The organism is Achromobacter sp. FW305-C-28 (assembly GCF_058783235.1).
The window spans coordinates 89,555-115,906 of sequence record NZ_JBYSYL010000002.1 but is presented as its reverse complement, the minus strand read 5'-3'; the positions used below and the strand labels follow the sequence as shown (position 1 = coordinate 115,906).

The following is a 26,352-nucleotide window of genomic DNA, read 5'->3' as shown; positions in this document are numbered from 1 at the left end:
GCGAAAGTCTGGGCAGCCGCACCGCAGAGTGCCGGCGACATCAGTCGTTCAGTCCATCACCAATCAAGCAGGGGAAATCGCATGAACATGAATCGCCGCGCCATGCTGGTCCGCACCGCCGCGCTGGCCGGGGCCAGCGCCTTGGGCTTTCCGATGATCGGCCGCGCCGCCGGGGCGTCCTACACCTACGGCGGCTCGGCCTGGCTGGGCCATTACTCGGCCTACATCGCCCTGAAGACGGGCCTGTTCGCCAAGCAGGGCCTGGATATCAAGTGGCAGAGCTTTGCCACCTCGTCCGACCGGATGAGCGCCGTGATGGCCGGCAACATCGACCTGGCCGGCACTGGCGTGGTCTCGTCGCTGGCGCTGATGGCGGCCGGCGCCCGCCAGTTCCAGGTGATCGCCACGCCCAACAATTTCGGCCGCGCCGAAGGCGTGCTGGTGCGCGACGACGTCAAGTCGGTCGCCGACCTGAAGGGCAAGAAGATCGGCGTGACCTACGCGTCCAGCGCCCACGTGCTGCTGCTGGACGTCTTGCGCCAGGCCGGGCTGGACCCGGACCGCGACGTGTCCATCATCAACCTGCCCGCCACCAACATCCTGTCGGCCTACCAGGGCAAGCAGATCGATGCCGCCGTGGCCTGGACGCCGGCCTTCGACCGCATCAAGGCCGTGCCCGGCACCCGTGTACTGCTGGACGACACCGCTTTCTCGCTCTACAAGCAATACGCCATCACGCCCGGCCCGGATGTGCTGCTGACCCGTGCCAAGCTGGGCCAGGACAACCCCGAGGCCGTGCGCAAGTTCCTGGCGGCCGTGTTCCAGGCCAACACCCTGCTGACCGAGCAGCCGCAGGAAGCGGCCGGCGTGCTGCTGGAACTGACCGGCCTGTCGCGCGACGACCAGCTGGGCGTCATCAAGCAGACCCAGTGGTACAGCGCGGCCGACCAGAAAGCGCTGATGGTGGACCCGGGCAATTTCGTCAGCGGCATGCAGAAGCTGGCCGAGATGCTGGTGTCCCTGAAGCAGATCGACCGCGCCCCGGCGGTCAAGGACTGGGTCCAGGCCTCGTACCTGTAAACCCGGAGCCGTCGCCTCATGTCCACGCGTACCGCTCCCCGCGATACCACGCTGATCTGGGTCAGCGTGGTGTCCCTGCTGTGTTTCCTGCTGTTGTGGGAAGGCCTGTGCCGCGCCGGCGCGGTCGACCCGATCTTCCTGCCCGCGCCGTCGCAGGTGCTGGCTCGCGCCCTGTCGATGTCCGACCAGGGCACGTTGTTCTATAACGTGCTGGCCTCGACCCGGCGCGTGATGGTGGGCTTTCTGGCGGCCGTGGCAGTGGCCATTCCGCTGGGCATCCTGCTGGGCACGTCCAAGGTGGCGCGCGCCGTGTTCGACCCCATCATCTCGTTCCTGCGCCCGCTGCCGTCCATGAGCTGGATTCCGCTGTCGCTGCTGTGGTTCGGCATCACCGAGACGCAGAAGTACAGCATCGTCTTCATGGGCTCGTTCGTGCCCGCCCTGCTCTACGTGATGGAAGCGTCGCGCAGCATCGACCCCGTGCTGGTGCGGGCCGCGCGCAACCTGGGCGCCAACCGCTGGCAGGTGATGCGCGAAGTGCTGTTTCCCGGCTGCCTGCCGCAGATCCTGTCGGGCATGAAGATCATCCTGGGCCTGTCCTGGACCTGCGTCATCTCGGCCGAGCTGGTCGCGTCCAAGGAAGGCCTGGGCTTCATGATCATGAACGGCAAGGAATTCTTCCAGACCGACACCGTGGTGCTGGGCATGGTGCTGATCAGCTTCACCGTGCTGGTCACCGACCTCTGTCTGCGTCTACTTGAACGATGGGTACTGGCATGGCAACGATAAGCAACGACACGATGATCCGCCTGCAGGACGTGTCCAAGGCCTATGGCGACATCACCGTGCTGGACAAGGTGGACCTGTCGGTCAAGCGCGGCGAATTCCTGGTGCTGCTGGGCGCTTCGGGCTGCGGCAAGTCCACCTTGCTGAACCTGATGGCCGGCTTCATCACCCCCAACACGGGCACGGTGACAGTGAACGGCAAGCCGGTCACCGACGTCACGGCGGCCTGCGGCATGGTGTTCCAGCAGTACGCGCTGTTTCCGTGGCGCACGGTACAGGAAAACGTGGAATTCGGCCTGAAGATGCGCGGCCTGTCCCGCGCGGAACGCGCGCCCATCGCCCGCAAATACATCGAGATGGTGGGCCTGAAGCAGGCGGCCGATAAATACCCGCACGCGCTGTCCGGCGGCATGAAGCAGCGCGTATCCATCGCGCGGGTGCTGGCCAACGACCCGGACGTGATGCTGTTCGACGAGCCATTTGCCGCGCTGGACGCCATGACGCGGCAGGTGCTGCAGGAACAACTGCTGTCGATCTACGAGCAGAGCGGAAAGACCATTGTCTTCATCACCCATTCCATCGACGAGGCGCTGACGCTGTCCACCCGTATGGCGGTCATGGGGTCCAAGCCCGGTCGCATCGTGCAGGACATCCAGAACGACCTGCCCCACCCGCGCAGCGCGGACGTGCAGCTGTCGCCGCGCTTCGTGGAACTGAAGCGCGCCATCTGGGAACGGGTGCAGGAAGAAGTGACGCGCAGCATGGAGCTGGCCGACGGCTAGGGCACCAACGCCAGCGGGCGCGGCCCGGGCCGCGCCCGCCCCTCAGGGCGCTTCGGTGTACCGCTCGATGCGGACGTGAAAGCTGGGAATCTGGTCCCACTGCGAACGGGACGACAGCAGGGTTTCTTCGGAACCGAAGCCGATCGTGTAGCCGTCCCCTGTGCGGGGATCGCGCCAGAACTGCGGCGGCGTCTGCCAGCCGCAGCACTGGTATTGCAGCGGCGCGATGCCGAATTGACGCCGCAGATAGCTTTCGGCCAGCGCAGCGGCGGCGCCATCCACCCGGTAGCGCGCCACCAGCGGCTTGCCGTGCGTGCGCATTTCCAGGCGGCACCCCTGGTACTCGATGAAATCGGGCTTGTTCGTCAGGGCCGCCAGGAAATCGTCGCAACCTGGCGTGGGCGCGGCCTGCGCCTGGACGGACAGCGGCAACAACAAGACCGGCAGCAACAGCCAGGCGCGCAGCGGGCGCAACAGCAATTGAACCAAGGTATTCAAGGACGCCTCGACAGGAATGGGCCGCGGACACTTGCCCTTTCGCCAGATGGCGCCGCGGGCCGGCGCGCTACCTGCGCGCCGCAACCGGATTCTGCCATGCCGCGGCGGCGCGGCCCTCTTCGGCCAGGAATTCCACCAGCGCCGGCAACGACGCGTCCATCGGCCGGTTGGCATGGATGCGCATCACGTAGCCCCACGAGCCCGGCATGCGCAGGCCCGGCGTCAGCGCCACCAGCCGGCCGCTGGCCAGTTCTTCGTCGATCAGCGGCGCGCGGCCCAGCGCGATGCCCACGCCGGCCGCGGCAGCCGCCACCACCGTGCTCAGGCCCGACAGCACCAGCGGGTCCTGGCCGGCGCTTTCCGCCAGGCCAAGACGCGGGCGCCAGGTGCGCCAGTCGGTTTCCGGGCTGTCGATGTGCTTTTCTTCCAGCCAGCGATGGCGCGCGAAGACGTTGGGGTCGTCGCGATCCTGCGGCGCCACCAGCGCGGGGCTGCACACCGGCACCACGGTCTCGGTCATCAGCGGAATGTCGCCCGGCGCGGCCAGATGCGGCCCCAGGGCGCGCACGTGCAGGAACGCCAGGTCGATGTCCTGCGCCTTCCAGGCCGGGTCCTGGCTGGCGTGCAGGAACACCTGGATGTCGATGTCCGGGTGCAATTCGATGAACCGGCCGATGCGCGGGGCCAGCCACAGCGCCGCCAGCGACGGGTTGGCCGACACGTTCAGGTTGTAGCGGCGCTTGCCCCGGGCGCTGGCCCGCGCGTTGCGGCAGGCGGTCTCCAGCAGGGTCAAGGCCTGTTGTACCGACGCCAGCAGCGCGGCGCCTGCCTCGGTGGTTTCGGCGCGCCGCACCGTGCCCCCGCGCCGCAGCAGGCTCACCCCCAGGTCGGCTTCCAGCGCCCGCAACTGGTGGCTGACGGCGCTTTTGGTCACGTGCAGCTCAACCGCGGCGCGGCTCAGGCTGCCCAGGCGGGCAACGGCTTCAAAGGCGCGCAGGGCGGCCAAGGGCGGCGTATGGGTGGGCAGATCGGACATAGGGGTTGAGTTTATCTCAACCCATGATTGAATAACTATCGCTTTCGCGCCGCTGCCGGATGCGTGACCATTCAGGCTTCAGAGGGAGCATTGATATGTATTTCGATTCCAGGCTTTGGCGATTGACCGAGGGTTTGCGCGCCGCCATGGCGGGCGGCATTTTCCTGGGCCTCTTGGCGCTGGCCGCAGGCATCGCCCGCTATGTTTTCCTGGGCCAGTTGCTGGCACGCGTGTTCGACGGCGCCGCGTGGCAGCAGTGGCTCACGCCCGCTATCTGCGCCGGCGCCATGGTGCTGCTGCGCGCCCTGTTCGACCACCTGCGCACCGTACAGGCCAACCGCTGCTCGGCCGACGTGCAGCAGGCGCTGCGCGCGCGTCTGTACGACCGCATCGTGGCGCTGGGCCCGGCCTGGTTCGCCAACCAGCGCACCGGCGGCGTCATGCTCACCGTCGTGGACGGCGTCGAGCAGTTGCAGACTTTCTTCGGCCAATACCTGCCGCAGGTCGCCATCGCCGCGGCCGCGCCGTTCGCCATCTTCGCCGTCATCGCCTTCTGGGACGTGCCCACCGCGCTGGTGTTCCTGGTGGCCGCGCTGTTCGCGCTGTTCGGCCCGATGGCCGTGCACATGCTCGACCGCCGCGCCAGCCTGGCGCGCACCCGTTCGCTGAATGAATTCGGCGAAGAATTCCTGGACGCCGTACAGGGCCTGCCCACGCTGAAGTCCTACGGCCAGGGCAAGGCCTGGGGGGAGCGCCTGGCCGCCCGTGCCCGCAAACTGTCCGACAACACCTTCTGGGTGCTGTCCGTCAGCCTGCTCACCCGCGGCATCAGCGACCTGGGCGTGGCCCTGGGCGCCGCGCTGGCGCTGACCGTCGGCGCCTGGCGCGTGGCGGCTGGCGACATGAGCGTCGAGGCCCTGCTGATCGTGCTGATGGCCGGCACCGAGATCTTCCGCCCGCTGCGCGACCTGCGCTCGGTCCTGCATCGCGGCATGCTCGGCCAGTCCGCCGCGCTCAGCATCCATGCGCTGATGGACGCCCGCCCCCAGACCGCCGCGCCCCAGGTCCAGGCGGCCACCGCCCCCGCGCGGCTGGCCCCCACCATCGAATTCGACAACGTCGCCTTCTCGTACACGCCGGAACGCCACGCCCACCAGGGCCTGTCCTTCCGCATCGCGGCCGGTGAGCGCGTCGGCATCGTCGGCCCCAGCGGCGCCGGCAAGTCCACCATCGTGCGCCTGTTGCTGCGCGAATGCGTGCCCCAGGCCGGCGCCATTCGCGTCGGCGGCCACGACGTCAACCAGATCGATACCCAGACGCTGCTCGGCCACATGGCCCTGGTCAGCCAGGACATCACGCTGTTTCACGGCACCATCGACGACAACCTGCGCCTGGGCCGGCCCGACGCCACCCACGAACAGGTGCGCGCCGCTGCCCGCGCCGCCAACATCGACGACTTCATCATGGCGCTGCCGCAAGGCTACGCCACCCGCATCGGCGAACGCGGCCTGCAACTGTCCGGTGGCCAGCGCCAGCGCGTGGCCATTGCCCGCGCCCTGCTGCGTGATGCGCCCATCCTGATCCTGGACGAAGCGCTGTCGTCCGTCGACACCGAAAACGAAGCCCTGATCCAGCAGGCGCTGGACCGCCTGATGGCCGGCCGCACCACCCTCATCCTGGCCCACCGCCTGGCCAGCGTCATCGGCGCCGACCGCTGCCTGGTGCTCGACCAGGGCCGCGTCGTCGAACAAGGCCCCCACGCCGAACTGATGCAGCAGCACGGCCTGTACTACCGCCTGATGCACGAACAGGCCGTGGCGCTGGCCGCCCCGCCGGCCGCCGCCAGCGACGCCCTGCGCACGGCCAGCGACGCCCTGCGCACGGCCACCGACACCGCCCTCGCCCAGTCGCCCGCCGATGGCGGCGATAACAGCGGCAACGACAGCGGCGACGGCCAGGGCCCCGCCCTGCGCCCGCTGGACGCCGACGCCGAACAGGTCGGCTGGCGCGCCACGCTCGGCACCCTGCTGTCCGTGGTGCGTCCGTGGCGCGGCACCCTCATCGCCACTATCCTCCTGGGCGTGGCGCGCGTCGCCGCCTTCATCGGCGTGGGCGTACTGAGCGCCCTGGTCGTCGCCGCCATCCGCGACGGCCGCGACACCGGCGCCCTCATCACCGGCCTGCTCATCGCCGCGCCGCTCGCCGCCCTGTTCCATTGGCTGGAATCCTGGCTGGCCCACGCGATGGCGTACCAGTTGCTGGCCGACATGCGCGTCAAGCTCTACGACAAGCTCGAACGGCTGGCCCCCGCCTACCTGCTGCAACGGCGCTCCGGCGACCTGGTCGCCCTGGCCACGCAAGATGTCGAAATGGTCGAATACTTCTACGCCCACACCATCGCGCCCGCCATCGTCTCGGTGCTGGTGCCCTTGTCGGTGCTGGGTTTCCTGGCCGTCTACAGCTGGCCCGTCGCCCTGGCCCTGCTGCCCTTCCTGGCCTATGCCCTGGTCTCGCCCATCAGCGGCCGCCGCAAGGTCGACGCCCTGGGCGACCGCGCCCGCCACGCCCTGGGCGAAATGAGCGCCCATACCACCGACACCATCCAGGGCCTGGCCGACCTCACCGCCTTCCAGGCCACCGGCCGCCGCCGCGACGAATTCCTCAAGGTCGCCCAGCAGTACCGCGGCCGCCGCCTGGACATCCTGCGCGACCTCTCCCGCCAGACCGCCTGGTTCGAAGTCGCCATGGGCCTGGGCGGCCTGGCCGTGGCCGTCGTCGGCGCCCTGCAAGTGTCCGCCGGCGCCCTGTCCGCCAGCATGCTGCCCCTGCTCGTGCTCATCGCCCTGGCCACCTTCCTGCCTGTCTCCGAAATCTCGCAGGTCAGCCGTCAACTGGCCGACACCATCGCCGCCACGCGCCGCCTGCACGTCGTCAACAACGAACCCGAACCCGTCACCGACGGCCCCCTGCCCCCGCCCGTCGCCGCGCACGGCCTGTCCCTGGCCTTCGACCACGTCCACTTCGCCTACCCCGGCAAGCAACGGGACACCCTGCGCGACCTGACCTTCATCGCCCCCGCCGGCGCCACCGTCGCCATCGTCGGCGCCTCCGGCGCCGGCAAGAGCACCGTCGCCAGCCTGCTCCTGCGCTTCTGGGACCCGCGCCAGGGCGCCGTCAAACTCGACGGCGTCGACGTCCGTCAGCTCAACCTGGACGGCCTGCGCGAACGCGTCGCCCTCGTCACGCAAGACACCTACCTGTTCAACGACACCCTCGAAGGCAACATCCGCCTGGCCCGCCCCGACGCCAGCCGCGAAGACCTTGCCCGCGCCCTGGACCAGGCCGCCCTCACGTCCTTCGTCCAGACCCTGCCCGACGGCCTGGCCACCCGCGTCGGCGAACGCGGCATGCAGCTATCCGGCGGCCAGCGCCAGCGCATCTCCATCGCCCGCGCCTTCCTGAAAAACGCCCCCGTCCTGATCCTGGACGAAGCCACCTCGCACCTGGACACCCTGTCCGAACTACAGGTCCGCGGCGCCCTGGACATCCTGATGCGCCACCGCACCACCCTGGTCATCGCCCACCGCCTGTCCACCATCCGCGACGCCGACCTGATCCTGGTCCTGGAAAACGGCACCCTGGCCGAATCCGGCACCCACGACCAATTGCTGCGCAAGCAAGGCGCCTACGCCAAACTCGCCAGCCATCAAGGCGCGCACGTGCAGGACACCGGCAACGCGGCGCCGATCCCGACGTAGCTCACCGCCACCAAGGCGGTGCGCCGCCCTCCCGACAAAACGCCAAGCAAACCACCCGCCCCAACCCCGCCGCGACGGGCGTCACCAGAACCCCACCCCAGGCAAGCAACCAAAGCGATACAACCCAAACCCCTCACCCCCCCGGCAACCACTCCTCCAACGTCACTTCAAACGTCATGCAAATCGTATTGGCCCCCGGCACGAACGCTCCCCCATGGACCCGCCCATCCGGATCCGCCACCACCCCCGACAGCGACGCCACGACAGACCCGTCCGCCTGCGCCCGCACCTCTCCCGCCAGGCTCACGATTTCCACCGCCGGCCCCGCCACCTGCCGAACTCCGTCCCGCGTATAAAGGCAAGCATCCACCAGACTGCCCAACGCCCCTCGCACGAACGCATTGCGAAACCCCTGCGCCAGGCACAGCTTTTCCACCCCCTGCACCAGATCCTCATTCGGACCGATGCGCGCATACGCCACCCGTCCCATGCTTCCGCTTTCCACCTCGGCCGGCATCATCATCAGACCTCCCACGGCTGCAACAGCCGCAAATTCGTTTCCGCGTCATACGTCGCCCGCAGCTCGAAGCCATCCAGCGACGTCACCAGCACCGGCACCGGTACCGGGCCCACGATCGTCGTCTGCGTCATGATGTGTCCGCCCAGCGGCTCGCCATCGGCCGCGCTGAACGCCGCATGGCAATGCACCAGCGGCGCGCCCGTATCGCTCTTGCCCAACGTCGCATTGCCGAAAATCAGGTACGCCGGCCCCGCCGCGATCGGTTCGGTATAGGCCACCACCCGCAGGTGCGCCGGATCGGGCGGCGCCGTGCAGTAATCCAGGTGGCTGAAGGCGCCGCCCAGCAGCGTCATCGACGCGTTCTGCACGCCGGCCTGGGCCAGCGCGTCAACCAGCGCATCGAACAGGGTCGCCCCAGGGCGCAGCCCCAGGCGCAGATGCCTGCCGCGGCCCGCGCAGCGGCTATGGATTCGTACCGGGTTGAACGCCCCGGGATGGATCAGCGTTCTGGGACGGGGTAGTACCGGTGACACCCGCAAGGAACGATCCACGGTGGTGGTTCGCATGATGTGCACTCCGTGCGCTTGTGGCGCAAGATGGGAATCAAACAAGACAGGGATAGAACACAGCCGGCCGCGGTAGCCGGAAACCTCGGTTTCAGTGCACCGCCGGCAGCATCCCCGCCGCAGTGAACCCGCCATCCACGCAAATCACCTGCCCCGTCACGAAGCTGGCCAGCGACTCATCCAGCAGCCAGCCTATCGTGCCGTTCAGCTCTTCCGGCGCCGCGTAGCGATGCTGCGGCACCACCTGGCGCCAGGCCGCCCGCGCCGCGTCCGTATGCATCTGCTCCACCAACGGCGTCTCGATCGGCCCTGGCGCCACGGCATTCACCCGGATGCCATAGGCGGCCAGCTCCACCGCCATCACCCGCGTCAGCGTCACCACCCCGCCCTTGGACGCCCCGTATGCCGCGCGCCCCGCATTGCCGCGGATGCCCGACACCGACGCGATGTTCACGATCGATCCGCGGCCGCGCTCGCGCATGCGCCGCGCCGCCTCGCGCGCCACCACGAACGACCCCACCAGGTTCACTTCCAGGATGCGCCGCAACAACGCCGCGTCCGTGTCCAGGAACGGCACGTCGCGCCCGATCCCGGCGGAATTCACCAAGCCGGAAATCGGCCCGAAATCCACTTCCAGCCGCGCCAGCGTGTCCATCACCTGCGCCTCGTCGGCCACGTCCAGCCGCGCGCAGCCCAGTTGGTCCGGCGGCGCCATGCCGCGCACCTCGTCCAGCCGCTCCTGCGATACGTCGGCCACCAGCACCCGGCGGCCCGCCCCCAGCAGACCGCGGGCCACGGCCAGGCCGATGCCCGACGCGCCGCCCGTGACCAGAACTGCTTCCTGCGTCACATCCATGATTCTGTCTCCTCGTTGTGATGCACTGCGTCGTTGCTGTTGAATCGACTTCCACGTCTTCTTTGCTCCGCGACAGGCACTCGGCAGCGGTCAGCCGGCAGGCAGGCAGCCGCGCTCGCGCAGGGCGTCGCGCACCAGCTTCTTGGTGATCTTGCCGTAGCCCGACCGCGGCAACGCGTCCCAGAAAAACACCTGGCGCGGCAGCTTGTAGCGCGCCATGCGCGGCCCCAGCCAATCCAGCAACGCGTCCGCGTCGAGCGCCTGCCCGGGACGCAGCACGCAGACCATCACGCCCACCTCCCCCCACACCGGGTCGGGCACGCCCAGCACCGCCGCTTCGGCCACTGCCGGATGCGCCAGCACTTTTTCCTCGACCTCGCGCGGATAGATGTTGGAACCGCCCGAGATATACATGTCGGACTCGCGGCCCGTGATGTAGAGGTAGCCCTCGTCGTCCTGGTAGCCCAGGTCGCCCGTGCGGAACCAGCCATCGCGAAAAGCCTTGGCGTTGGCCTGCGGATTGGCGTAGTAGCCCGCGAATACCGCCGGCCCGGCCACGCAGATCTCGCCCGTCTGCCCGCATGGCAACGGGCGGCCGGCGTCGTCCTGAATGCTGATCTGCATGCCGGTACGCTCGTAGCCGCAGGTGCCGACGCGGGCTTCGGGGCCGTCGCCAGCGTGGTGCTGCGACGGCGGCAGCACGGTGATGTTGCCGGTGACTTCGCCCAGCCCGAAGTACTGCACCAGCACCGGACCCAGCTTCGCCAGGGCGCGCTTCTGGTCTTCGCGGTACATCGGCGCCCCGGCATAGATCACGTAGCGCAGGCTGCCATGGTCGAACGCGTCCACCGCCGCATGCTCCACCAGCATCTTGACGATGGTGGGCACGGTGAACAGGTTGGTCACCCCGTGTTCCTGCACCAGCTGCCACGCCTGGGCCGCATCGAACCGGTCGCCCTCGGGCAGCACCGTGCACGCCGCGCGCGCCACCTGCGTCAGGAAATGGATGCCCGCGCCGTGCGACAGCGGCGCCACCACCAGGCTCACGTCGGCTTCGGTCGTGCCCGGCATCAGGTCGCACAGGTGGTTGGTCACCACGAACGCCATCTGCCCGTGCGTGAGCACCGCCGCCTTCGGTTGGCCGGTAGTGCCGGACGTGAAAAAGAACCAGCACGGGTCGTCGTAGGCCACGTCGGCACAGGCTGGCGCCGCCGTCCCCAGCCGCGCCGCAATCAGGGATGCGGTATCGGCCTCGCCGAAGTCACCCGGGCCCAGCCGCGCCAGCAGCGCCAGCTGCGGCATGGCTGCCGCCACCGCCGCGGCATGCTGCGGCGACTGACCTTCGCACAAGAACGCCTTGACCCCGGCCGCCTGCGCCAGATAGACCGCCTCGTCCGGCGAGATCCGGCAGTTGGTCGGCACCCACACCGCGCCCAGGCGCAGCACGGCAAACAGGGTTTCGGCGAACGCAAAGCTGTTGCGTGCGTGCACCAGCACCCGGTCGCCCTTGCCCACGCCGCGCTCGGCCAGCGCCTGCGCCAGCGCCGCCGTGCGCGCATCCAGCTCACGCCAGCTCAAGCGGGCATCGCCGCACACCAGCGCCGGCCGGGCGGGATGGCGGCGCGCCGCCTGCACCAGGAAATGCGCCAGGTTCATCGCCCGGCGCGACACGGGCGCCACGCCGCCCAGCGGCGGCCCCGCGGCCTGATCCGACGGGCCGCTCATTTGACGCGCTCCAGGATGCTGACGTAGTTGGCCACCGCCGCCCCGCCCATGTTGAACACGCCGGCCAGCGTCGCGCCCGGCACCTGCATGCCCCCGGCCTCGCCCGCCAGTTGCAGGCATGCCATCACATGCATCGACACCCCCGTCGCGCCCACCGGATGGCCCTTGGCCTTGAGTCCGCCCGACGGATTGACCGGCAGGCGCCCGCCCCGCTGGACCCAGCCTTCACGCAACGCCCGCGCCCCCTGCCCGCGCGGCGCCAGGCCCATGGCCTCGTACTCGATCAGTTCGGCGATGGTGAAGCAATCGTGCGTCTCGACCAGGCTCAGGTCGTCCAACGTGACGCCGGCGTCGGCCAGCGCGTCACGCCAGGCCCGCGTCGCCCCCTCGAAGGCGATCGGGTCGCGCCGGCTGAGCGGCAGGATGTCATTGACCTGGCGCCGCGCCCGAAAGCCGATGGCGCGCCGCAGGCTGGCCGCCGTGTTGGCATCCGCCAGCACCAGCGCCGCGGCGCCGTCCGAGATCAACGAACAGTCGGTGCGCCGCAGCGGCGCGGCCACATAGGGATTCTTGTCCGACACCGTGTTGCAGAACGCAAAGCCCAGGTCCTTGCGGATCTGCGCGTAGGGGTTGTCCACGCCATTGGCGTGGTTCTTGGCGGCGATGGCGGCCAGCGCCTCGCTGTGGTCGCCATGGCGTTCGAAATAGGCGGCGGCGATACGGCCGAATACGCCCGCGAACCCCCCGGCGATATCGGCCTCTTCCTTGCGGTAGCTGGCGTTGAGCAGGATGTCGCCGATTTCGGCCGTGGGCCGCGAGGTCATTTTCTCGGCCCCCACCACCAACGCGATGCGGCCGCGTCCGGCTTCGATGAAGTCCATGGCCGCATACAGCGCCGCCGATCCCGTGGCGCAGGCGTTTTCCAGCCGCGTCGCGGGCACGTGGGCCAGCGCCGGATCGGCCAACGCCACCAGCGCCCCCTGGAAGTCCTGCTTCTGGAAGCCGCTGTTCATCACGCCGGCATAGATGCCGTCCACGGCGTCGGGGCCGATGCCCGCATGATCCAGCGCGGCGCCGGACACCCGCGCCATCAGGCTTTCGGTGTCGGGGTCGTCGAGTTTGCCGAACGGGATGTGCGACCATCCCACGATGACGGCACGCTTGCTCATTGCTGTCTCCTCTGGTGGCAACCCCGCCGCGCCGACGCGGCGCTTCAGGGTTTGGGCTTGGCGGCCGGCGGGCGCACCCGCGCCTCGCGGCCTGCCGGGTTGGCCTGCGCAAGCAGGCGTTTGGCCTCGCGTGACAACAGCTTGGCCAGCTGGAACTGCCTTTCCTCATCCATGCGCGACTCGACCGCGGCAATGCTCAGCGCGCCCAGCACGTGGCCCGCTTCGTCGCGCAGCGGCATGCCGATGCCCCACGAGCCCGGCACCACCAGACCGCGATTCACGGCGTAGCCCTGCTCGCGCACCTCATCGACCAGCGTGCGGATCAGCGGCACCGAATAATGCGGATAGCGCCGCTCGATCAACCCGGCATTGGCCTGCAGGCAGGCCTGGACCTCGTCGTCGGGCAGCGCCGCCAAAATGGCCAGGCTGCCCGCGCCGATGCCCAGCGGATGGCGGTCGCCCGGCAGCAGTACGTGGGTCTTGAGCGGATAGTCGCCGTCTTCGCGCAATACGCAGACTGCGAACACGTCGCGGCGCAGCGAGAAGAACGCGGAATCGCCACATTCGTGCGCCAGCCGCGCCACCACCGGCGCGGCCAGGCGATTGATGCCGAACCGTTCGCTGGCGATGTTGCCCAGCACGTGGCATTCGGGGCCCAGAAAGTAACGGCGGCTGGCGGCGTCTTGCTCGACCATGCCTTCGGCTGCCAGGGCCGCCAGGATCCGGTGCACGGTCGGTTTGCTCATGCCGGTGTCGCGCGTCAGCGCCAGCAAGCCCGCGCCGTCGCTGCGCGTGCGCGACACGGCGCGCAGCACCAGCATGGCCCGCGAGATCGCCTGGGCGCCACCGACCTGGGATGAGGTCTCCGTCACGTCTCCGCCTGATTTTTCCAGAGGTCCATTTTGTGGACCATCAAACTGATTTTGTTTTTTCATTCTGCACCAGTTTTATTGATTTACGCCAGTAAATCGATGTGATTAAATAAATTTAAGGGTAGTAAGTAGGTCCACATAATGGACCTCATGCAAAGATAAAGCAAGAAGCCTGGCAAGGCGCTTTATCCGGCCACCCTCGATGGCGGCCGGATCTCATAACCAAGGAGACAGCATGAACACCACTCGACGCAAACTCATGAGCGCCGCGGGAGGCGGCGCGATCCTGGCCCTGGCGCCGTTCCAGCGAACGCTGGCGGCGCCGCAGTTTCGCTACAAGTACGCCAACAACCTGCCCCCTTCGCACCCGATGAACCTGCGCGCCAACGAAGCCGCGCAAAACATTCTGAAGGACACCGGCGGGCGCTTCGAACTGGCGGTATTCCCCAGCAGCCAGCTGGGGTCCGACACCGACACCCTCAGCCAGCTGCGGGCCGGCGCGGTCGAATTCTTCACGCTGTCCGGACTGATCCTGTCCACCCTGGTGCCCAGCGCATCCATCAGCGGGGTGGGTTTTGCCTTTCCCGATTACGACTCGGTCTGGAAAGCGATGGATGGCGAGCTGGGCGCGCACATCCGCGCCGAGATCAACGCCAAAGGCCTGTTCGTGATGGACCGCATCTGGGATAGCGGCTTTCGCCAGGTCACCACCAGCTCGCGCGCGATCAGCGGCCCCGACGACTTTCGCGACCTGAAGATCCGCGTGCCCGTCAGCCCGCTCTGGACGTCGATGTTCAAGGCGCTGGGCTCGTCGCCGGCCAGCATCAACTTCAACGAAACCTATTCCGCGTTGCAGACCCGGGTGGTGGACGCCCAGGAAAACCCACTGGCCATCATCCAGACCGCCAAGCTGTACGAAGTCCAGAAATACTGTTCCATGACCAACCACATGTGGGACGGCTTCTGGTTCCTGGGCAACCGCCGCGCCTGGGAAAAGCTGCCAGCCGATATCCGCGACGTCGTCGCCCGGCACATCAACGCGGCCGGCATGGCCGAGCGCGCCGACGTGCTGGCGCTCAACACCCAGCTGCAAGCCAAGCTGGCCGAAGAAGGCCTGGCCTTCAACACCCCCGAACCCGGCCCCATCCGCGAGTCCCTGCGCCACGCCGGCTTCTACGCAAGCTGGAAGGAAAAGTACGGCGACAAGGCCTGGGGCCTGCTGGAGCAGGCGGCCGGGAGACTGTCATGAGGGCTGCGCTGACCCACCCGGCGGACCTGCGGGGCGACGCCGGCGCGGCACCCGGCGCCCGGCGGCCCTGGGCCGTGGCCGCCGACAACGCGCTGGGCCACCTGGTGGAGATTCCCGCGGCCATCCTGGTGGTCGCGGAAATCGTCATCCTGTTCTCGGGCATCGTGGCGCGCTATGCCCTGCACACGCCGCTGGTGTGGTCGGACGAACTGGCCTCGATCCTGTTCCTGTGGCTGGCGATGCTGGGCGCGGTGGTCGCCTTTCGCCGCGGCGAACACATGCGCATGGGCGCGCTGGTCAACCGCGCCTCGCCCGCCACCCGCGCGCTGCTCGACATGGTGGCGGTGGCGGCGGCGCTGGCCTTTCTTGCGCTCGTGCTGGCGCCAGGCTACGAGTACGCGTCGGAAGAACGCTACGTCACCACCGCCGCGCTGGAAATCCCCAATATCTGGCGCGCCGCGGCGCTGCCGGTGGGCACCGCCCTGATGCTGCTGATCGCCCTGCTGCGGCTGGTGGAGCGGGCACAGTGGCGCATCACCGGACTGGCGTTGCTGCTGGTGGGCGGCGTCGTGGCCGGCATGATGGCATTGCAGCCCGTGCTGGCCGGCCTGGGCAACGCCAACCTGCTGATCTTCTTTGTCGGGGTCGTGGCCGCCACCGTGTTCACCGGCGTGCCGATCGCGTTCTCATTCGGGCTGGCCACCTTCGGCTACCTGTCGCTCACCACCGAGGTGCCGATGATGGTGGTGGTCGGACGCATGGACGAAGGCATGTCGCACCTGATCCTGCTGGCGGTGCCGCTGTTCGTGTTCCTGGGCGTGCTGATCGAGATGACCGGCATGGCCAAGCGCATGGTCGCTTTCCTGGCCAGCCTGCTGGGCCACGTGCGCGGCGGCCTGTCATACGTGCTGATCGGCGCCATGTACGTGGTCTCGGGCATTTCCGGAGCCAAGGCGGCCGACATGGCGGCCGTGGCCCCGGTGCTTTTTCCCGAAATGCGCGAACGCGGCGCCAACGAAGGCGACCTGGTCGCGCTGCTGTCGGCCACCGGCGCGCAGACGGAAACCGTGCCGCCCAGCCTGGTGCTGATCACCATCGGCTCGGTCACCGGCGTGTCGATCACGGCGCTGTTCACGGGCGGCCTGCTGCCTGGCCTGGTGCTGGGCGTGATGCTGTGCCTGGTGGTGTGGCGGCGCAACCGCCACGAAGACCTGAGCGCCGTGCGCCGCGCCACCGGCCGCCAGATCGGCCACGCGCTGATGGTTGCGCTGCCCGCGCTGGCCCTGCCCTTCGTCATCCGCGCGGCGGTGGTCGAAGGCGTGGCCACCGCCACCGAGGTCTCCACCATCGGCATCGTCTACGCCACGCTGGTCGGGCTGCTGGTCTACCGCTGTTTCGACCCCAAGCGGCTCAAGCCGATGCTGGTCGACACGGCCTGCCTGTCCGGCTCGATCCTGCTCATCATCGGCACCGCCACGGCCATGGCGTGGGCGTTGACGCAGTCCGGCTTCTCGACCCAGTTGGCCCAGGCCATGTCCGGCCTGCCCGGCGGCGCGGCAACCTTCATGGGCGTCTCCATTGCGGCCTTCGTCATCCTGGGCAGCGTGCTGGAAGGCATTCCCGCCATCGTGCTGTTCGGCCCGTTGCTGTTCCCGATCGCCCACCAGATGGGCATTCATGAAGTCCACTACGCCATGGTGGTCATCCTGTCGATGGGCCTGGGCCTGTTCGCCCCGCCGTTCGGGGTGGGCTACTACGCCGCCTGCGCCATCGGCCGGGTCGCGCCGGAAGCCGGCATCCGGCCCATCTTGGGTTACCTGGGCTCGATGGCGGTCGGCATCGTCGTCATCGCCGCGGTGCCCTGGATCTCGACGGGGTTCCTGAAGTAGCGCCGCGCGCTGCCGCCCCGCCAGAGCGCGCCCTGGGTCAGTCGCGCCACGCGGCCCGCCGGCACCTTGCCGGCGGGCCGCCACCGTTGAAAAAAACCCACACGCGCCCTGATCGCGGCGCCACCCGGTTGATTCCCCTACACCATTTCTATAGAATCATCAATCCGGGCCTACGCCCACGTTTTTTCCCTTCACCTACACCTGGGAGGCGCAAGATGATGAATCCGCATACCGCCATCCCGCGCGTATCTCCGCGACGCCACTAAGTCGTCGTCGCCCGCGCGGACCCATCGCCTGGTTACCTGGCGACTGGTCCTCCGTGCCCGCTCCAACCCCTTGAACGCAATGCCTGCGCCTCGCTGCGCAGGTCGTATCACCCCCTTTCCCACAAGGAATCCGGCATCCCCGCGTTGCCGGCCAATCGCAATGAATCGAACAAAAATCGATCTGCGAGGACAAGCCTTCAAGGACGTCCTCGGCTTTACCTTCCGCTATTGGCGCGCCCAGCCCTGGCGCACCGCCGTCATCATCGGCCTGGCATTGCTGTCCGCATTGGCCGACGTGCTGACCCCGCTGTACGCCGGCCGCCTGGTCGACGCCGTCGCGTCCGGCGCCGCGGCCGACGAGATGATCTGGGGCGCGGCCATCACCTCGTTCTGGCTGCTGATCGCCCTGGGCATCGGCGGCACCCTGCTGCGCCAAGGGGTCTTCCAGAACATCATCACCTTCACCCTGAAGATGATGAATGAAATGGTGTCCAACGCGTTCTATCGCGTGCAGCGCTTTTCCACCGACTGGCATGCCAACAGCTTCGCCGGCTCGACGGTGCGCAAGATCACCCGCGGCATGTGGGCCGTCGATGTGCTCAACGACACCTTGCTGGTGGCCCTGCTGCCGTCCGTCGTCATGCTGGTCGGCGCTACCGCCTTGCTGGGCGTGCACTGGCCCATCATGGGCCTGGTCGTCGGCGCAGGGTCGGTGCTGTACATCGCCGTCACCGCGACGCTGTCGCTGGGCTACGTCGCGCCGGCCGCGCGGCTGGGCAACGCCTGGGATACGCGCATGGGCGGCGCCCTGGCCGATGCCGTCAGCTGCAACCCCGTGGTCAAGGCCTTCGGCGCCGAAACGCGCGAAGAAACCCGGCTGGGCCGCGTGGTCGACAAGTGGCGCCGCCGCACGCGCCGCACCTGGGTTCGCGCCACCATCAACGGTGGCGTCCAGGGCGCGATGCTGGTGGCGATGCAGGCCGGCATCCTGGGCGCGTCGCTGTTCCTGTGGTCGCGCAACCAGGCCAGCGTCGGTGACATCACCTTCGCGCTGACGATGTTCTTCATGCTGCAGGGCCACCTGCGCGACGTAGGCATGCACATCCGCAACCTGCAGCGCTCGGTCAACGACATGGAAGAACTGGTGGCCATGGCGCGGCATCCGCTGGGCGTGGACGACCGGCCCGGCGCGGGCGACATCCGCGTCGGTGCGGGCGAAATCCGCTTCGAGGACGTCACGTTCCGCTACGGCCGGCACGACACGGCGCTGTACGACCATTTTTCGGCGCGCATCGCCCCGGGCGAACGCGTCGGGCTGGTCGGCCATTCGGGGTCGGGCAAGACCACGTTCATCAAGCTGATCCAGCGCCTGTATGACGTGAACGGCGGCCGCATCACCATCGACGGGCAGGACATCGCCCAGGTGAAGCAGTCGTCGCTGCGCAGCCAGATCGCAATCGTGCAGCAGGAACCGGTGCTGTTTCACCGCACGCTGGCCGAGAACATCGCCTACGCCCGCCCCGGCGCGACGCAGGCCGAGATCGAGCACGCGGCGCGGCTGGCCAGCGCACACGAGTTCATCATGGCGCTGCCCAAGGGCTATGAAACGCTGGTGGGCGAGCGCGGTGTGAAGCTGTCGGGCGGCGAGCGCCAGCGCGTCGCGATCGCGCGGGCGTTCCTGGCGGACGCGCCCATCCTGATCCTGGACGAGGCCACTTCGAGCCTGGACAGCGAAAGCGAAGTGCTGATCCAGCAGGCCATGGAGCGCCTGATGGTCGGCCGCACCACGCTGGTGGTCGCGCACCGCCTGTCGACCGTGCGTGCGCTGGATCGCCTGCTGGTGATGGACCGTGGCCGCATCATCGAAGAAGGCAGCCATGACCAGCTGATCCGCTTGAAGGGCGGCCTGTACCGGCGCCTGTTCGAGCGCCAGGCCCTGGAACTGACCAAGGGCCTGACGCAAGCGGAAATGCTGGCCGATGGCGCCCAGCCCAAGCCGGTGAAAACGGATGGCGAGGCCGAGGACCAGGACGAAACATCCTTTGCCTTCGGCAAGTAATGCGCCGGCAACGCCGCAGATGACAAATGGGCCTGACATATGTCAGGCCCATTTTTTTGGCCGAGCCGCCCCTGCGCCTACCGGCTCAAGGTCAGCTTCAAGCCGAACCCGATCAGCGCGGTGCCGAACACCGCGCCCTGCCACTTGCGTACCCGCGGCCGGGCCGCCAGCCAGCGGCCCAGCGCGCCGCCGGCCAAGGCGCACAGCACGTCGAACGTCAGCCCCAGGCTCACCAGCACCACACCCAGCACCGCGAACTGCTGGCCGATGCTGCCTTGGGCCGGCGACACGAATTGCGGCAGCAGCACCGAGCAGAACAACAGCGCCTTGGGATTGAGCACATTGGTCAGCACGCCGCTCAGCAGCGCCGCGCCCAGGCCCTTGCCGCGCGCGGCGGCCTGCGCCTGGGCCGCCACGTCATACGACAGCGGCCCGGCGCGCAGCAGACGCACGCCCAGCCACACCAGGTAGCAGCCGCCCACCGTGCGCGCCGCGTCGAACGCCCACGGATGCGTCTTGAACAGCGCCGCCAGCCCCAGCGCGGCCAGCGTGACGTGGGCGGCGCGGGCAATCGCCAGGCCCACTGCCACGGCCAGAGCCGGCGCCCGGCCGCGCAAGGCGCCGGTTTCGAGCAGCAGGATCATGTCTGGCCCGGGCACCACATAGACCACCAGCAACGCCCCCAGGAACAACGCCATATCGGCCATGACCACCCTCTTTCAACGACTTGGAATGAGGGTCATTCTAGGGAAAAGGCATCGGCATGTGCTTTCTATTCCTGCCACTTGAAGTAGCATTATTGGCATACCTCACCAATCAACGACATTTTCGATCAATTCCATGCCAAAACGTGAATTGGACGCCTACGACCGCCGCATTCTGGAAGCCCTGCAGAAGAACGGCCGCCTGACCAACGTGGAACTGGCCGAGCAGATCGGCCTGTCGCCGTCGCCCTGCCTGCGGCGGGTGCGCCTGATGGAAGAGGCCGGCGTGATCCAGGGTTACGAAGCGCGGCTCGCGCCCGACGAGGTCGGCCTGGGCCTGACCGTGTTCGTGGGCGTCAAGGTCGAACGCCACCACGAGCGCGACGCCGCCCAGTTCCGCCAGGAAGTCAGCGCGCTGCCCGAAGTGGTGGCCGCTCACCTGGTGTCGGGCGAATCCGACTTCCTGTTGCAGGTGGTGGTGCCGGACCTGCGCGCCTATGAAACCTTCCTGCTCGGCACCCTGCTGAAACTGACCGGCGTGAAGGACATCCGCAGCAACTTCGCGATCCAGACCGTCAAGCCGCATGGTCCGCTGCCGCTGGATCATCTGGGGCGCTAGGCGCCCACCCGAGGCCTGGGCAGGCCGGCGCCAAGCCCCCCGAGCAACAGGCGCCTAGTCCCGCGGCATCGCCGCCGCGGCGCGCTCGACCGCCGCGCGGCGCGTCTCGAACCGCGCCTGCGACATATCCAGGTAACGCTGCACGATGGCCGGCTCCGACGTCTTGGGCGTGCCGCCCGGAAACGGCGGCTTGGGGTCGTATTCGATCTGCAGCTGGATCTGCTTGGCCACGTCGTCACCGCACAGCGTGGCCACCACTTTCAGGGCCATGTCGATGCCGGACGTGACGCCGCCCGCCGTAAAGAATTTGCCGTCCACGCACAGGCGTTCGTCGCTGGGGATGGCGCCGAAATGCGCCAGCAGCTCGCGCGCCCGCCAGTGGCTGGACGCGCGCTTGCCGCGCAGCAGGCCCGCGGCACCCAGCAGCAGCGACCCCGTGCAGATGCCGAACACGTGCCCCGCCGCTACCCCCTGCCGGCGGGTAAAGGCTACCCAGTCCGGATCAACGATGGCATCATCCGTGCCCGGCCCGCCGGGCGCCACCAGCAGATCGCAGGGCGGCGCCGAATCCAGCGTCTGGGTTGGCACGAACCGCAGGCCGCGATCACTACGCACCGGTGCGAGCGTTTTTGCGACAAAATCCACGGTGAAGCCAGGCGCGGCGGCCAGTACCTCGTACGGCCCCGTCATATCCAGCTGGGTCAGCCCTTCGAACAAGAGAATATTCACATGCATGACGATGCTCCTTCGCAGAATGGAAACGCCAGCGTAGGCGGACGCGCCGGCAAGCAGGCGCCAAATGCGTCCGCGATCGCGCCAAAACGCATTGTGTTCCTGCTGTACGACGGTTTCCAGCCGCTGGACCTGGCCGGCCCCTGGCAGGCCTTCAGCGCTGCCAACGAAGAAGGCGGCGCCGCCCATTACCAATTGGCCACCGTGGCCGCCACGCCGGTGGTATCCACCTGGGACCAGGGTCTGCGCATGCAGGCCGACGCCACCTTCGCCCACGACGACGACGCCCCGATCGACATGCTGTTCGTGCCCGGCGGCCCCGGCATCGACCTGGCCAGCGCCCACGGCGAAACGCTGGCCTGGCTGCGCCGCCGCAGCCCGCAGGCGCGCCGCACGTGCAGCGTCTGCACCGGCGCTTTCCTGCTGGCCTCGGCCGGCCTGCTCGAGGGCCGCCGCGTGACCACGCATTGGCGCTCGGCCGACCGGCTGCGCCAGCTGCATCCCGGGCTACGGGTGGAAGACGACCGCATCTATATCGAAAGCGGCGCCATCTGGACGTCGGCGGGCGTGACGGCCGGCATCGACCTGGCGCTGGCCCTGATCGAACGCGACGTCGGCGCCCAGGTGGCGCAAGACGTGGCGCGGCGCCTGGTCGTGTTCATGCGCAGAAATGGCGACCAGCGCCAGTACAGCCAATCATTGCGGCTGCAAGACCGCATGTCGGCGCCGTTTCGCGACCTGGTGGAAAAGATCGAAGCCAGCCTGTCGGCGCGCTGGTCGGTGGACGACATGGCGGACGCCTGCCATATGTCGCGCCGCACCTTCCAGCGCAAGTTCGCCGCCCATTTCGGCGTGACGCCGGCCGAGGTGCTGCGCCGGCTGCGGCAGGAACGCGCCGAGGCCTTGCAGGCTTCGGGCAAGGTGTCCGCCAAGACGTTGCGGCACGTGATCGGCCGGAAGCGGCCCTCAGCCTGACCCGAACGCCGCCGCGCCCTTCAGGCCAGAACAATTTCCACGCGTTCGCGATCGCGACCGGGATTTCTGCGCTTGAGCAACACGCCGCCGATTTCGCCCGTGCTGCGGGGATGGGTGCCGCCGCAAGCCATCTGCGCAAAGCCGTCGACCCGCCAGTAGCGTCGCTCGGTGCCTGCGTCGCTGAAGGCCGTGACGATGGGATGATCGGCCTCGATCAGCGCCTGCGCGTCGCCAGCGATGCCGGCCAACAACGGCGCCAGGCTGTGCTCGCTGGTGAAATCGATCCTCGCCTTGGCCGGCGCGATGTGCGCGCCGGTCCTCACGATACCGGGACATCGCTGGTAAATCAGCTGCAGCACCATCTCGGCCGCGAAATGCAGTCGCATGAGCCGGTAGCGACGGTCCCAGTCAAGCTGCGTAGCCACCCTGTCGCCCACCTTGATCGCGTGATCGGCGGGCAAGGTGTAAACGATGTCCAGCCCACGCTTGGCCGCCTGCAGGACGGGATAGCCGGCAATCGTGCCGGCATCGCTTTCCTGGCCGCCAGAAAAGGCGAACAGAATCGTCTGGTCGAGCAGCAGCTGGGCGCCGGCCACCTCGATGACCTGGGCGTCGAGCGCAGTCAGGTACGGGTCTTGCCAGAATATCTTGCGGGTCATCACGGCAACGTCGGGCGAAGAATGCCCGCATCATAGCCACGCCACGTCGGAGGGCGCCGGTACACCTTGTCGGATGCCGCCCTGTACAGCGGGCGGCGCCCGCATTGCGCCAGAACGGATTACGCTACCGGTTCCGCCTCCTGATGATTGCCGCAGGCCCCGCCATTGCCCTCGTACCCCGACCATGACCGAACGCATCACGCAATCGCCCTGCCCCGAGTGCGGCCAGCCCCAGATCGTGGCCGAACAGGGCCTGAGCCTGATCGCGCGGTGCACCGCATGCGGCTGGATGGTGGCCACGACCAATCCCAACCATCCCTTCCACGACCGCACGCCCTACACGCTGTGGGCGACGCCCGGCGCGCTGGGCACGGCCACCGCCATCGCCCGGCTGTCGGTGGCGCTGGGCATTGGCGTCAAGCGGGCGCGCGACCTGATCACGCAGAACCTGCCAGTCGCCGAAGACCAACTGGCGCATGAAGTGATCCGGCTGCACCAATTGCTGTCGCAGGCGGGGTTGGAATTGCGCATCACGCCGGACTTTCCCTGGCCGCTCAACGGCAGCGACGGCGCCGCCTGACCGGCTGGCGCCACCCTGCTCACCCGCCACCGGCCCCTACCCCGCCAACCCCACCGACATTCCCCCGCACACGTACAGCACCTGCCCGGTGATGAAGCCCGCGCGCGGGTCCATGAATCCGGACACCGCATGCGCCACATCTTCTGGTCTGCCGATCCGGCCCACGGGAATCGACGCTTCCAGCGCCACGGTCTTCGGCTCGCCCGGCGGGTTGGACTGATCGAACAGCTCGGTGGCGATGGGCCCCGGCGCCACCGTGTTGACGGTGACACCGGTCTTGCCCAGTTCCAGCGCCCAGGTGCGCGTCATGCCGACCAGGCCCGACTTGGTGGCGCCGTAGACCGAGCGGCCGGGCTTGCCCAGGGCCGCCCGGCTGCCGACGTTGACCACCCGGCCGTAGCCGGCCTGGCGCATGCCCGGCAGCAGCGCCTGCATCAGCAAAAGCGGCGCGGTCAGGTTCAGTGCCACGGTACGCGCCAGATCTTCCTGCGTGACGGATTCGATATCGGCGACCTGGATCATGCCGGCGTTGTTGACCAGGTGCAGCACGGGTTGCGCGGCGACCAGCGCGCCCGCCGCCGCGACGGTCGCCGCGGCATCGCCCAGGTCGACGGACTGGAAGGTCTCGCCGGGCAAGGTTTCGTCAGGCGCGCGGCGGCTGAAATTGACGACCCGAAAGCCGTCCTGCAACAGCCGCGCGACGATGGCGCGGCCAATGCCGCGGCTGCCGCCGGTCACCAATGCGATGGGAGAAGCGTTCATTGCGCGGTGATTCCTTTGTCTTTGATGAGGCCGCCCCATTTCTTGCGCTCGTCGCGCTCGAAGGCGCCCAGGTCGGGGCCGAACAGCGTACCCGGCCGGGCGCCCATGGTGGCGAAATTGGTAGCGATGGCCGGACTGGCCAGGCCCGTACGCGCGGCCTCGATCAGTTGCTTGACGACCGCTTCCGGCGTGCCGCGCGGCGCATACAGCGCGAACCAGGCCGTGACGTCAAAGCCCGGCAGGCCGGACTCGGCCACGGTGGGCAGGTCGGGCAGCGACGGGTCGCGCGTGGCCGAGGTGACGGCCACGCCGCGCACCAGGTTGCCGTCCTTGATCTGCGCCAGCGCGCCCGGCAGGTTGTCGAACAGCAGGTCCACCTGACCGCCCGCCACCGCCGGCAGCGACGCCGACGTGCCCTTGAACGGCACGTGCAGCATCGTCACCCCCGCCATCGCCTCGAAATAGGCGCCGGTCAGGTGCACCGACGAGCCGATGCCGGGCGAGGCATAGGTCAGCTTCTTGTCTTTGGACTGCCGGGCCGCCTGGATCACGTCGGCCACGGTCTTGTAGGGCGACTTGGCGCTGACGGCAATGACGTTGGGCGTGGTGGACACCAGCGCGATCGGCACCAGGTCGCGCTCGGGGTCGAACGTCATATTGGCATACAGGAACGGGTTGATGCTCTGCGTGCCGATGGTGCCCAGGCCCAGCGTGTAGCCGTCGGCCTTGGCGCGGGCCACGTAGGCCATGCCGATGTTGCCGCCGGCGCCGGGCTTGTTCTCGACCAGCACAGTCTGCTTCAGGCCCGGCTGCAGCGCATTGGCGATGGCGCGGCCGAAGATATCCGCGCCGCCGCCCGGCGGATACGGCACGACCACGGTGACGGGATGCTCCGGATAGCCCGCGGCGTGCGCCGCGGACAGGGCCAGCGCGGCCAGGGCGGCCGCGGCCAGCGCCTGCCGCCCGGCACGGCGATGCAGGGAATGCGTCATGGATCTGTCTCCTCGCGAATCCGCTGATCGCGGATTTCTGTTGGCTCCGCCGGCGGCGAATTGCCATTTTTTTCCTGCCGACCCACGCGGCTTGCGGCGAGCGAGGCCAACAGGTGCTTCCTATAGTACGTAAATACGGACTATATTCACAAGCACACGAAAAACAGACCGGAGACATGCCCATGAAACGCTGGACGCAACGGCCCGAAGGATCCACCTGGGGCGATTTCGGCCCCGACGACGAGATCGGCCGCCTGAACCTCCTGACAGAGGAAAAGGTGCTGCAAGCCGTGCGCGAGGTGCGCGCGGGCAAGGTGTTCTGCCTGTCGCTGCCGCTGGACCTGCCCGGCGGCAACGTGCTGAATCCGCGCCGTCATCCGCCGGTGCTCAAGCCCACGTTTCGCGACGGCGCGCCCTACCTGAACTTCGCCATGTCGCGCCTGCAACCCGAGGCCGTGGACGTGCTGTCCGACGACCAGGTCACGCTCAGCATGCAGTATTCGACCCAGTGGGACGGCCTGTGCCACGTGGGCGCGCAGTTCGACATCCAGGGCGACGGGGAGGCCCGCCGCGTCTACTACAACGGTTATGCGGCCGGCGTGGACGTGTTCGGCGGCGACGATGTCGCCCCGGGCGACTGCTGCCCGCCCGGCGGCTCCTATGCCCGCAAGCTCGGCATCCACCGCTACGCCGAAAAAGGCATGCAGGGCCGCGGCGTGCTGATCGACCTGGCGCGCGCCTTCGGCCCCGGCCGCACGCGGGTCGGCCATACCCAGTTGCAGGCGGCCATGCGCGAACAGAAGGTGGTGGTCGAACCCGGCGACATGCTGGTGCTGCGCACGGGCTTTGCCGAAACGCTGGTGGAAATGAGCGGCCAGCCCGATCCGCACCGGCTCGAGCAGACCGGCGCGGTGCTGGACGGGGCCGACCCGGCGCTGCTGGGCTGGATCACCGACAGCGGCGTGGCGGCCATCTGCGCCGACAACTACGCGGTGGAAGCGTACCCGGCGCGTACCTCGGGGCCCGGCCATTCGATCCTGCCGCTGCACCATCACTGCCTGTTCAAGCTGGGCGTGCCGCTGGCCGAGCTGTGGTACCTGAAGGCGCTGGCCGACTGGCTGCACACGCAAGGGCGCAACCGCTTTCTCTTGACCGCACCGCCCCTGCGCATGCCGGGCGCCGTGGGTTCGCCCGTCACCCCCATCGCCACGGTGTAAG

Annotated in this window: 24 protein-coding genes; 11 read left to right on the top strand and 13 right to left on the bottom strand. The window is 68.4% G+C overall.

The window, feature by feature from the left end; translation table 11 throughout:
* Positions 1–81: 81 nt before the first annotated feature.
* The 3 genes from AC3WMR_RS05475 to AC3WMR_RS05465 are packed head-to-tail and all read left to right on the top strand — an operon-like array spanning position 82 to position 2,648.
* On the top strand, positions 82–1,080 hold the full coding sequence (locus tag AC3WMR_RS05475) for an aliphatic sulfonate ABC transporter substrate-binding protein (protein WP_492263850.1): 999 nt from the start codon (positions 82–84) through the stop codon (positions 1,078–1,080).
* Between the two features lie 18 nt (positions 1,081–1,098).
* Complete coding sequence (locus AC3WMR_RS05470) at positions 1,099–1,869, top strand: ABC transporter permease (protein ID WP_175194941.1); 771 nt, start codon at positions 1,099–1,101, stop codon at positions 1,867–1,869.
* Positions 1,857–2,648: an ABC transporter ATP-binding protein gene (locus AC3WMR_RS05465; protein WP_025139087.1), complete on the top strand. Its 792-nt coding sequence runs from the start codon at positions 1,857–1,859 to the stop codon at positions 2,646–2,648. The genes AC3WMR_RS05470 and AC3WMR_RS05465 overlap by 13 nt, the downstream gene beginning before the upstream one ends.
* A 42-nt stretch (positions 2,649–2,690) precedes the next feature.
* On the opposite strand, the gene AC3WMR_RS05460 is transcribed toward AC3WMR_RS05465, so the two are convergent.
* Positions 2,691–3,146 (bottom strand): DUF4952 domain-containing protein, encoded by a 456-nt coding sequence (locus AC3WMR_RS05460; protein WP_492263851.1) that lies wholly within the window; start codon positions 3,144–3,146, stop codon positions 2,691–2,693.
* 67 nt (positions 3,147–3,213) lie between these two features.
* Entirely contained in the window at positions 3,214–4,182 is a 969-nt protein-coding gene (locus AC3WMR_RS05455) for a LysR substrate-binding domain-containing protein (protein WP_025139089.1), read from the bottom strand.
* 95 nt (positions 4,183–4,277) lie between these two features.
* On the opposite strand from AC3WMR_RS05455, the gene AC3WMR_RS05450 reads away from it, so the two are divergent.
* Positions 4,278–7,940 carry an ABC transporter ATP-binding protein/permease gene (locus AC3WMR_RS05450; protein ID WP_492263852.1) on the top strand — a complete coding sequence of 1,221 codons (3,663 nt, stop codon included), beginning with the start codon at positions 4,278–4,280 and terminating at the stop codon, positions 7,938–7,940.
* A gap of 133 nt (positions 7,941–8,073) precedes the next feature.
* On the opposite strand, the gene AC3WMR_RS05445 is transcribed toward AC3WMR_RS05450, so the two are convergent.
* From AC3WMR_RS05445 to AC3WMR_RS05420, 6 genes are all read right to left on the bottom strand, one after another.
* Positions 8,074–8,460 (bottom strand): PPC domain-containing DNA-binding protein, encoded by a 387-nt coding sequence (locus AC3WMR_RS05445; RefSeq protein ID WP_492263948.1) that lies wholly within the window; start codon positions 8,458–8,460, stop codon positions 8,074–8,076.
* A 2-nt stretch (positions 8,461–8,462) separates the two neighbouring features.
* The gene (locus tag AC3WMR_RS05440) at positions 8,463–9,026 is read right to left on the bottom strand and encodes a PCC domain-containing protein (protein WP_492263853.1); all 564 of its coding nucleotides are present in this window, start codon (positions 9,024–9,026) and stop codon (positions 8,463–8,465) included.
* 91 nt (positions 9,027–9,117) lie between these two features.
* Entirely contained in the window at positions 9,118–9,882 is a 765-nt protein-coding gene (locus AC3WMR_RS05435) for an SDR family NAD(P)-dependent oxidoreductase (protein WP_492263854.1), read from the bottom strand.
* Between the two features lie 90 nt (positions 9,883–9,972).
* Entirely contained in the window at positions 9,973–11,607 is a 1,635-nt protein-coding gene (locus AC3WMR_RS05430; RefSeq protein ID WP_492263855.1) for an acyl-CoA synthetase, read from the bottom strand.
* The gene (locus tag AC3WMR_RS05425) at positions 11,604–12,776 is read right to left on the bottom strand and encodes an acetyl-CoA acetyltransferase (protein WP_492263856.1); all 1,173 of its coding nucleotides are present in this window, start codon (positions 12,774–12,776) and stop codon (positions 11,604–11,606) included. Before AC3WMR_RS05425 ends, AC3WMR_RS05430 begins: the two co-directional genes overlap by 4 nt.
* Before the next feature lie 44 nt (positions 12,777–12,820).
* Entirely contained in the window at positions 12,821–13,648 is an 828-nt protein-coding gene (locus AC3WMR_RS05420; RefSeq protein WP_232786640.1) for an IclR family transcriptional regulator, read from the bottom strand.
* Positions 13,649–13,883: 235 nt separating this feature from the next.
* Between AC3WMR_RS05420 and AC3WMR_RS05415 the strand changes: the two genes are divergently transcribed.
* From AC3WMR_RS05415 to AC3WMR_RS05405, 3 genes are all read left to right on the top strand, one after another.
* Positions 13,884–14,897 carry a TRAP transporter substrate-binding protein gene (locus AC3WMR_RS05415; protein ID WP_492263857.1) on the top strand — a complete coding sequence of 338 codons (1,014 nt, stop codon included), beginning with the start codon at positions 13,884–13,886 and terminating at the stop codon, positions 14,895–14,897.
* The gene (locus AC3WMR_RS05410; RefSeq protein WP_492263858.1) at positions 14,894–16,786 is read left to right on the top strand and encodes a TRAP transporter large permease; all 1,893 of its coding nucleotides are present in this window, start codon (positions 14,894–14,896) and stop codon (positions 16,784–16,786) included. The genes AC3WMR_RS05415 and AC3WMR_RS05410 overlap by 4 nt, the downstream gene beginning before the upstream one ends.
* Positions 16,787–17,212: 426 nt before the next feature.
* Positions 17,213–19,111: an ABC transporter ATP-binding protein gene (locus tag AC3WMR_RS05405; protein ID WP_492263859.1), complete on the top strand. Its 1,899-nt coding sequence runs from the start codon at positions 17,213–17,215 to the stop codon at positions 19,109–19,111.
* A gap of 77 nt (positions 19,112–19,188) precedes the next feature.
* On the opposite strand, the gene AC3WMR_RS05400 is transcribed toward AC3WMR_RS05405, so the two are convergent.
* Positions 19,189–19,818, bottom strand: a complete 630-nt coding sequence (locus AC3WMR_RS05400) for a LysE family translocator (protein ID WP_492263860.1) — start codon at positions 19,816–19,818, stop codon at positions 19,189–19,191.
* Positions 19,819–19,951: 133 nt separating this feature from the next.
* Here AC3WMR_RS05400 and AC3WMR_RS05395 point away from each other — a divergent pair, with 133 nt between their 5' ends.
* Positions 19,952–20,434: an Lrp/AsnC family transcriptional regulator gene (locus AC3WMR_RS05395; protein WP_175194931.1), complete on the top strand. Its 483-nt coding sequence runs from the start codon at positions 19,952–19,954 to the stop codon at positions 20,432–20,434.
* 54 nt (positions 20,435–20,488) lie between these two features.
* Here AC3WMR_RS05395 and AC3WMR_RS05390 read toward each other — a convergent pair whose 3' ends face one another.
* Positions 20,489–21,169, bottom strand: coding sequence for a DJ-1/PfpI family protein (locus AC3WMR_RS05390; RefSeq protein WP_492263861.1), 681 nt, complete (start codon positions 21,167–21,169; stop codon positions 20,489–20,491).
* On the opposite strand from AC3WMR_RS05390, the gene AC3WMR_RS05385 reads away from it, so the two are divergent.
* A complete protein-coding gene (locus AC3WMR_RS05385; protein WP_492263862.1) occupies positions 21,164–22,141 on the top strand; it encodes a GlxA family transcriptional regulator in 978 nt (325 codons plus the stop codon). The genes AC3WMR_RS05390 and AC3WMR_RS05385 overlap by 6 nt on opposite strands.
* A gap of 20 nt (positions 22,142–22,161) precedes the next feature.
* On the opposite strand, the gene AC3WMR_RS05380 is transcribed toward AC3WMR_RS05385, so the two are convergent.
* Positions 22,162–22,800: an alanyl-tRNA editing protein gene (locus AC3WMR_RS05380; protein ID WP_492263949.1), complete on the bottom strand. Its 639-nt coding sequence runs from the start codon at positions 22,798–22,800 to the stop codon at positions 22,162–22,164.
* A gap of 184 nt (positions 22,801–22,984) precedes the next feature.
* Here AC3WMR_RS05380 and AC3WMR_RS05375 point away from each other — a divergent pair, with 184 nt between their 5' ends.
* On the top strand, positions 22,985–23,380 hold the full coding sequence (locus tag AC3WMR_RS05375) for a hypothetical protein (RefSeq protein WP_492263863.1): 396 nt from the start codon (positions 22,985–22,987) through the stop codon (positions 23,378–23,380).
* A gap of 36 nt (positions 23,381–23,416) precedes the next feature.
* Here the strand turns inward: AC3WMR_RS05375 and AC3WMR_RS05370 are convergent, their stop codons facing one another.
* The gene (locus tag AC3WMR_RS05370) at positions 23,417–24,142 is read right to left on the bottom strand and encodes an SDR family NAD(P)-dependent oxidoreductase (protein ID WP_492263864.1); all 726 of its coding nucleotides are present in this window, start codon (positions 24,140–24,142) and stop codon (positions 23,417–23,419) included.
* Positions 24,139–25,134, bottom strand: a complete 996-nt coding sequence (locus AC3WMR_RS05365; RefSeq protein WP_492263865.1) for a Bug family tripartite tricarboxylate transporter substrate binding protein — start codon at positions 25,132–25,134, stop codon at positions 24,139–24,141. Before AC3WMR_RS05365 ends, AC3WMR_RS05370 begins: the two co-directional genes overlap by 4 nt.
* A gap of 182 nt (positions 25,135–25,316) precedes the next feature.
* On the opposite strand from AC3WMR_RS05365, the gene AC3WMR_RS05360 reads away from it, so the two are divergent.
* Positions 25,317–26,351, top strand: coding sequence for a cyclase family protein (locus AC3WMR_RS05360; protein WP_492263866.1), 1,035 nt, complete (start codon positions 25,317–25,319; stop codon positions 26,349–26,351).
* The last annotated feature ends 1 nt before the right edge of the window (position 26,352 follow it).

Bases quoted from the DNA above. Each gene is read 5' to 3' on its own strand.
- AC3WMR_RS05475 (WP_492263850.1), top strand. From the start codon at position 82: ATGAACATGAATCGCCGCGCCATGCTGGTCCGCACCGCCGCGCTGGCC.
- AC3WMR_RS05470 (WP_175194941.1), top strand. From the start codon at position 1,099: ATGTCCACGCGTACCGCTCCCCGCGATACCACGCTGATCTGGGTCAGC.
- AC3WMR_RS05465 (WP_025139087.1), top strand. From the start codon at position 1,857: ATGGCAACGATAAGCAACGACACGATGATCCGCCTGCAGGACGTGTCC.
- AC3WMR_RS05455 (WP_025139089.1), bottom strand. From the start codon at position 4,182: ATGTCCGATCTGCCCACCCATACGCCGCCCTTGGCCGCCCTGCGCGCC.
- AC3WMR_RS05450 (WP_492263852.1), top strand. From the start codon at position 4,278: ATGTATTTCGATTCCAGGCTTTGGCGATTGACCGAGGGTTTGCGCGCC.
- AC3WMR_RS05445 (WP_492263948.1), bottom strand. From the start codon at position 8,460: ATGATGCCGGCCGAGGTGGAAAGCGGAAGCATGGGACGGGTGGCGTAT.
- AC3WMR_RS05440 (WP_492263853.1), bottom strand. From the start codon at position 9,026: ATGCGAACCACCACCGTGGATCGTTCCTTGCGGGTGTCACCGGTACTA.
- AC3WMR_RS05435 (WP_492263854.1), bottom strand. From the start codon at position 9,882: ATGGATGTGACGCAGGAAGCAGTTCTGGTCACGGGCGGCGCGTCGGGC.
- AC3WMR_RS05430 (WP_492263855.1), bottom strand. From the start codon at position 11,607: ATGAGCGGCCCGTCGGATCAGGCCGCGGGGCCGCCGCTGGGCGGCGTG.
- AC3WMR_RS05425 (WP_492263856.1), bottom strand. From the start codon at position 12,776: ATGAGCAAGCGTGCCGTCATCGTGGGATGGTCGCACATCCCGTTCGGC.
- AC3WMR_RS05415 (WP_492263857.1), top strand. From the start codon at position 13,884: ATGAACACCACTCGACGCAAACTCATGAGCGCCGCGGGAGGCGGCGCG.
- AC3WMR_RS05410 (WP_492263858.1), top strand. From the start codon at position 14,894: ATGAGGGCTGCGCTGACCCACCCGGCGGACCTGCGGGGCGACGCCGGC.
- AC3WMR_RS05405 (WP_492263859.1), top strand. From the start codon at position 17,213: ATGAATCGAACAAAAATCGATCTGCGAGGACAAGCCTTCAAGGACGTC.
- AC3WMR_RS05400 (WP_492263860.1), bottom strand. From the start codon at position 19,818: ATGGCCGATATGGCGTTGTTCCTGGGGGCGTTGCTGGTGGTCTATGTG.
- AC3WMR_RS05395 (WP_175194931.1), top strand. From the start codon at position 19,952: ATGCCAAAACGTGAATTGGACGCCTACGACCGCCGCATTCTGGAAGCC.
- AC3WMR_RS05385 (WP_492263862.1), top strand. From the start codon at position 21,164: ATGCATGACGATGCTCCTTCGCAGAATGGAAACGCCAGCGTAGGCGGA.
- AC3WMR_RS05390 (WP_492263861.1), bottom strand. From the start codon at position 21,169: ATGCATGTGAATATTCTCTTGTTCGAAGGGCTGACCCAGCTGGATATG.
- AC3WMR_RS05380 (WP_492263949.1), bottom strand. From the start codon at position 22,800: ATGACCCGCAAGATATTCTGGCAAGACCCGTACCTGACTGCGCTCGAC.
- AC3WMR_RS05375 (WP_492263863.1), top strand. From the start codon at position 22,985: ATGACCGAACGCATCACGCAATCGCCCTGCCCCGAGTGCGGCCAGCCC.
- AC3WMR_RS05370 (WP_492263864.1), bottom strand. From the start codon at position 24,142: ATGAACGCTTCTCCCATCGCATTGGTGACCGGCGGCAGCCGCGGCATT.
- AC3WMR_RS05365 (WP_492263865.1), bottom strand. From the start codon at position 25,134: ATGACGCATTCCCTGCATCGCCGTGCCGGGCGGCAGGCGCTGGCCGCG.
- AC3WMR_RS05360 (WP_492263866.1), top strand. From the start codon at position 25,317: ATGAAACGCTGGACGCAACGGCCCGAAGGATCCACCTGGGGCGATTTC.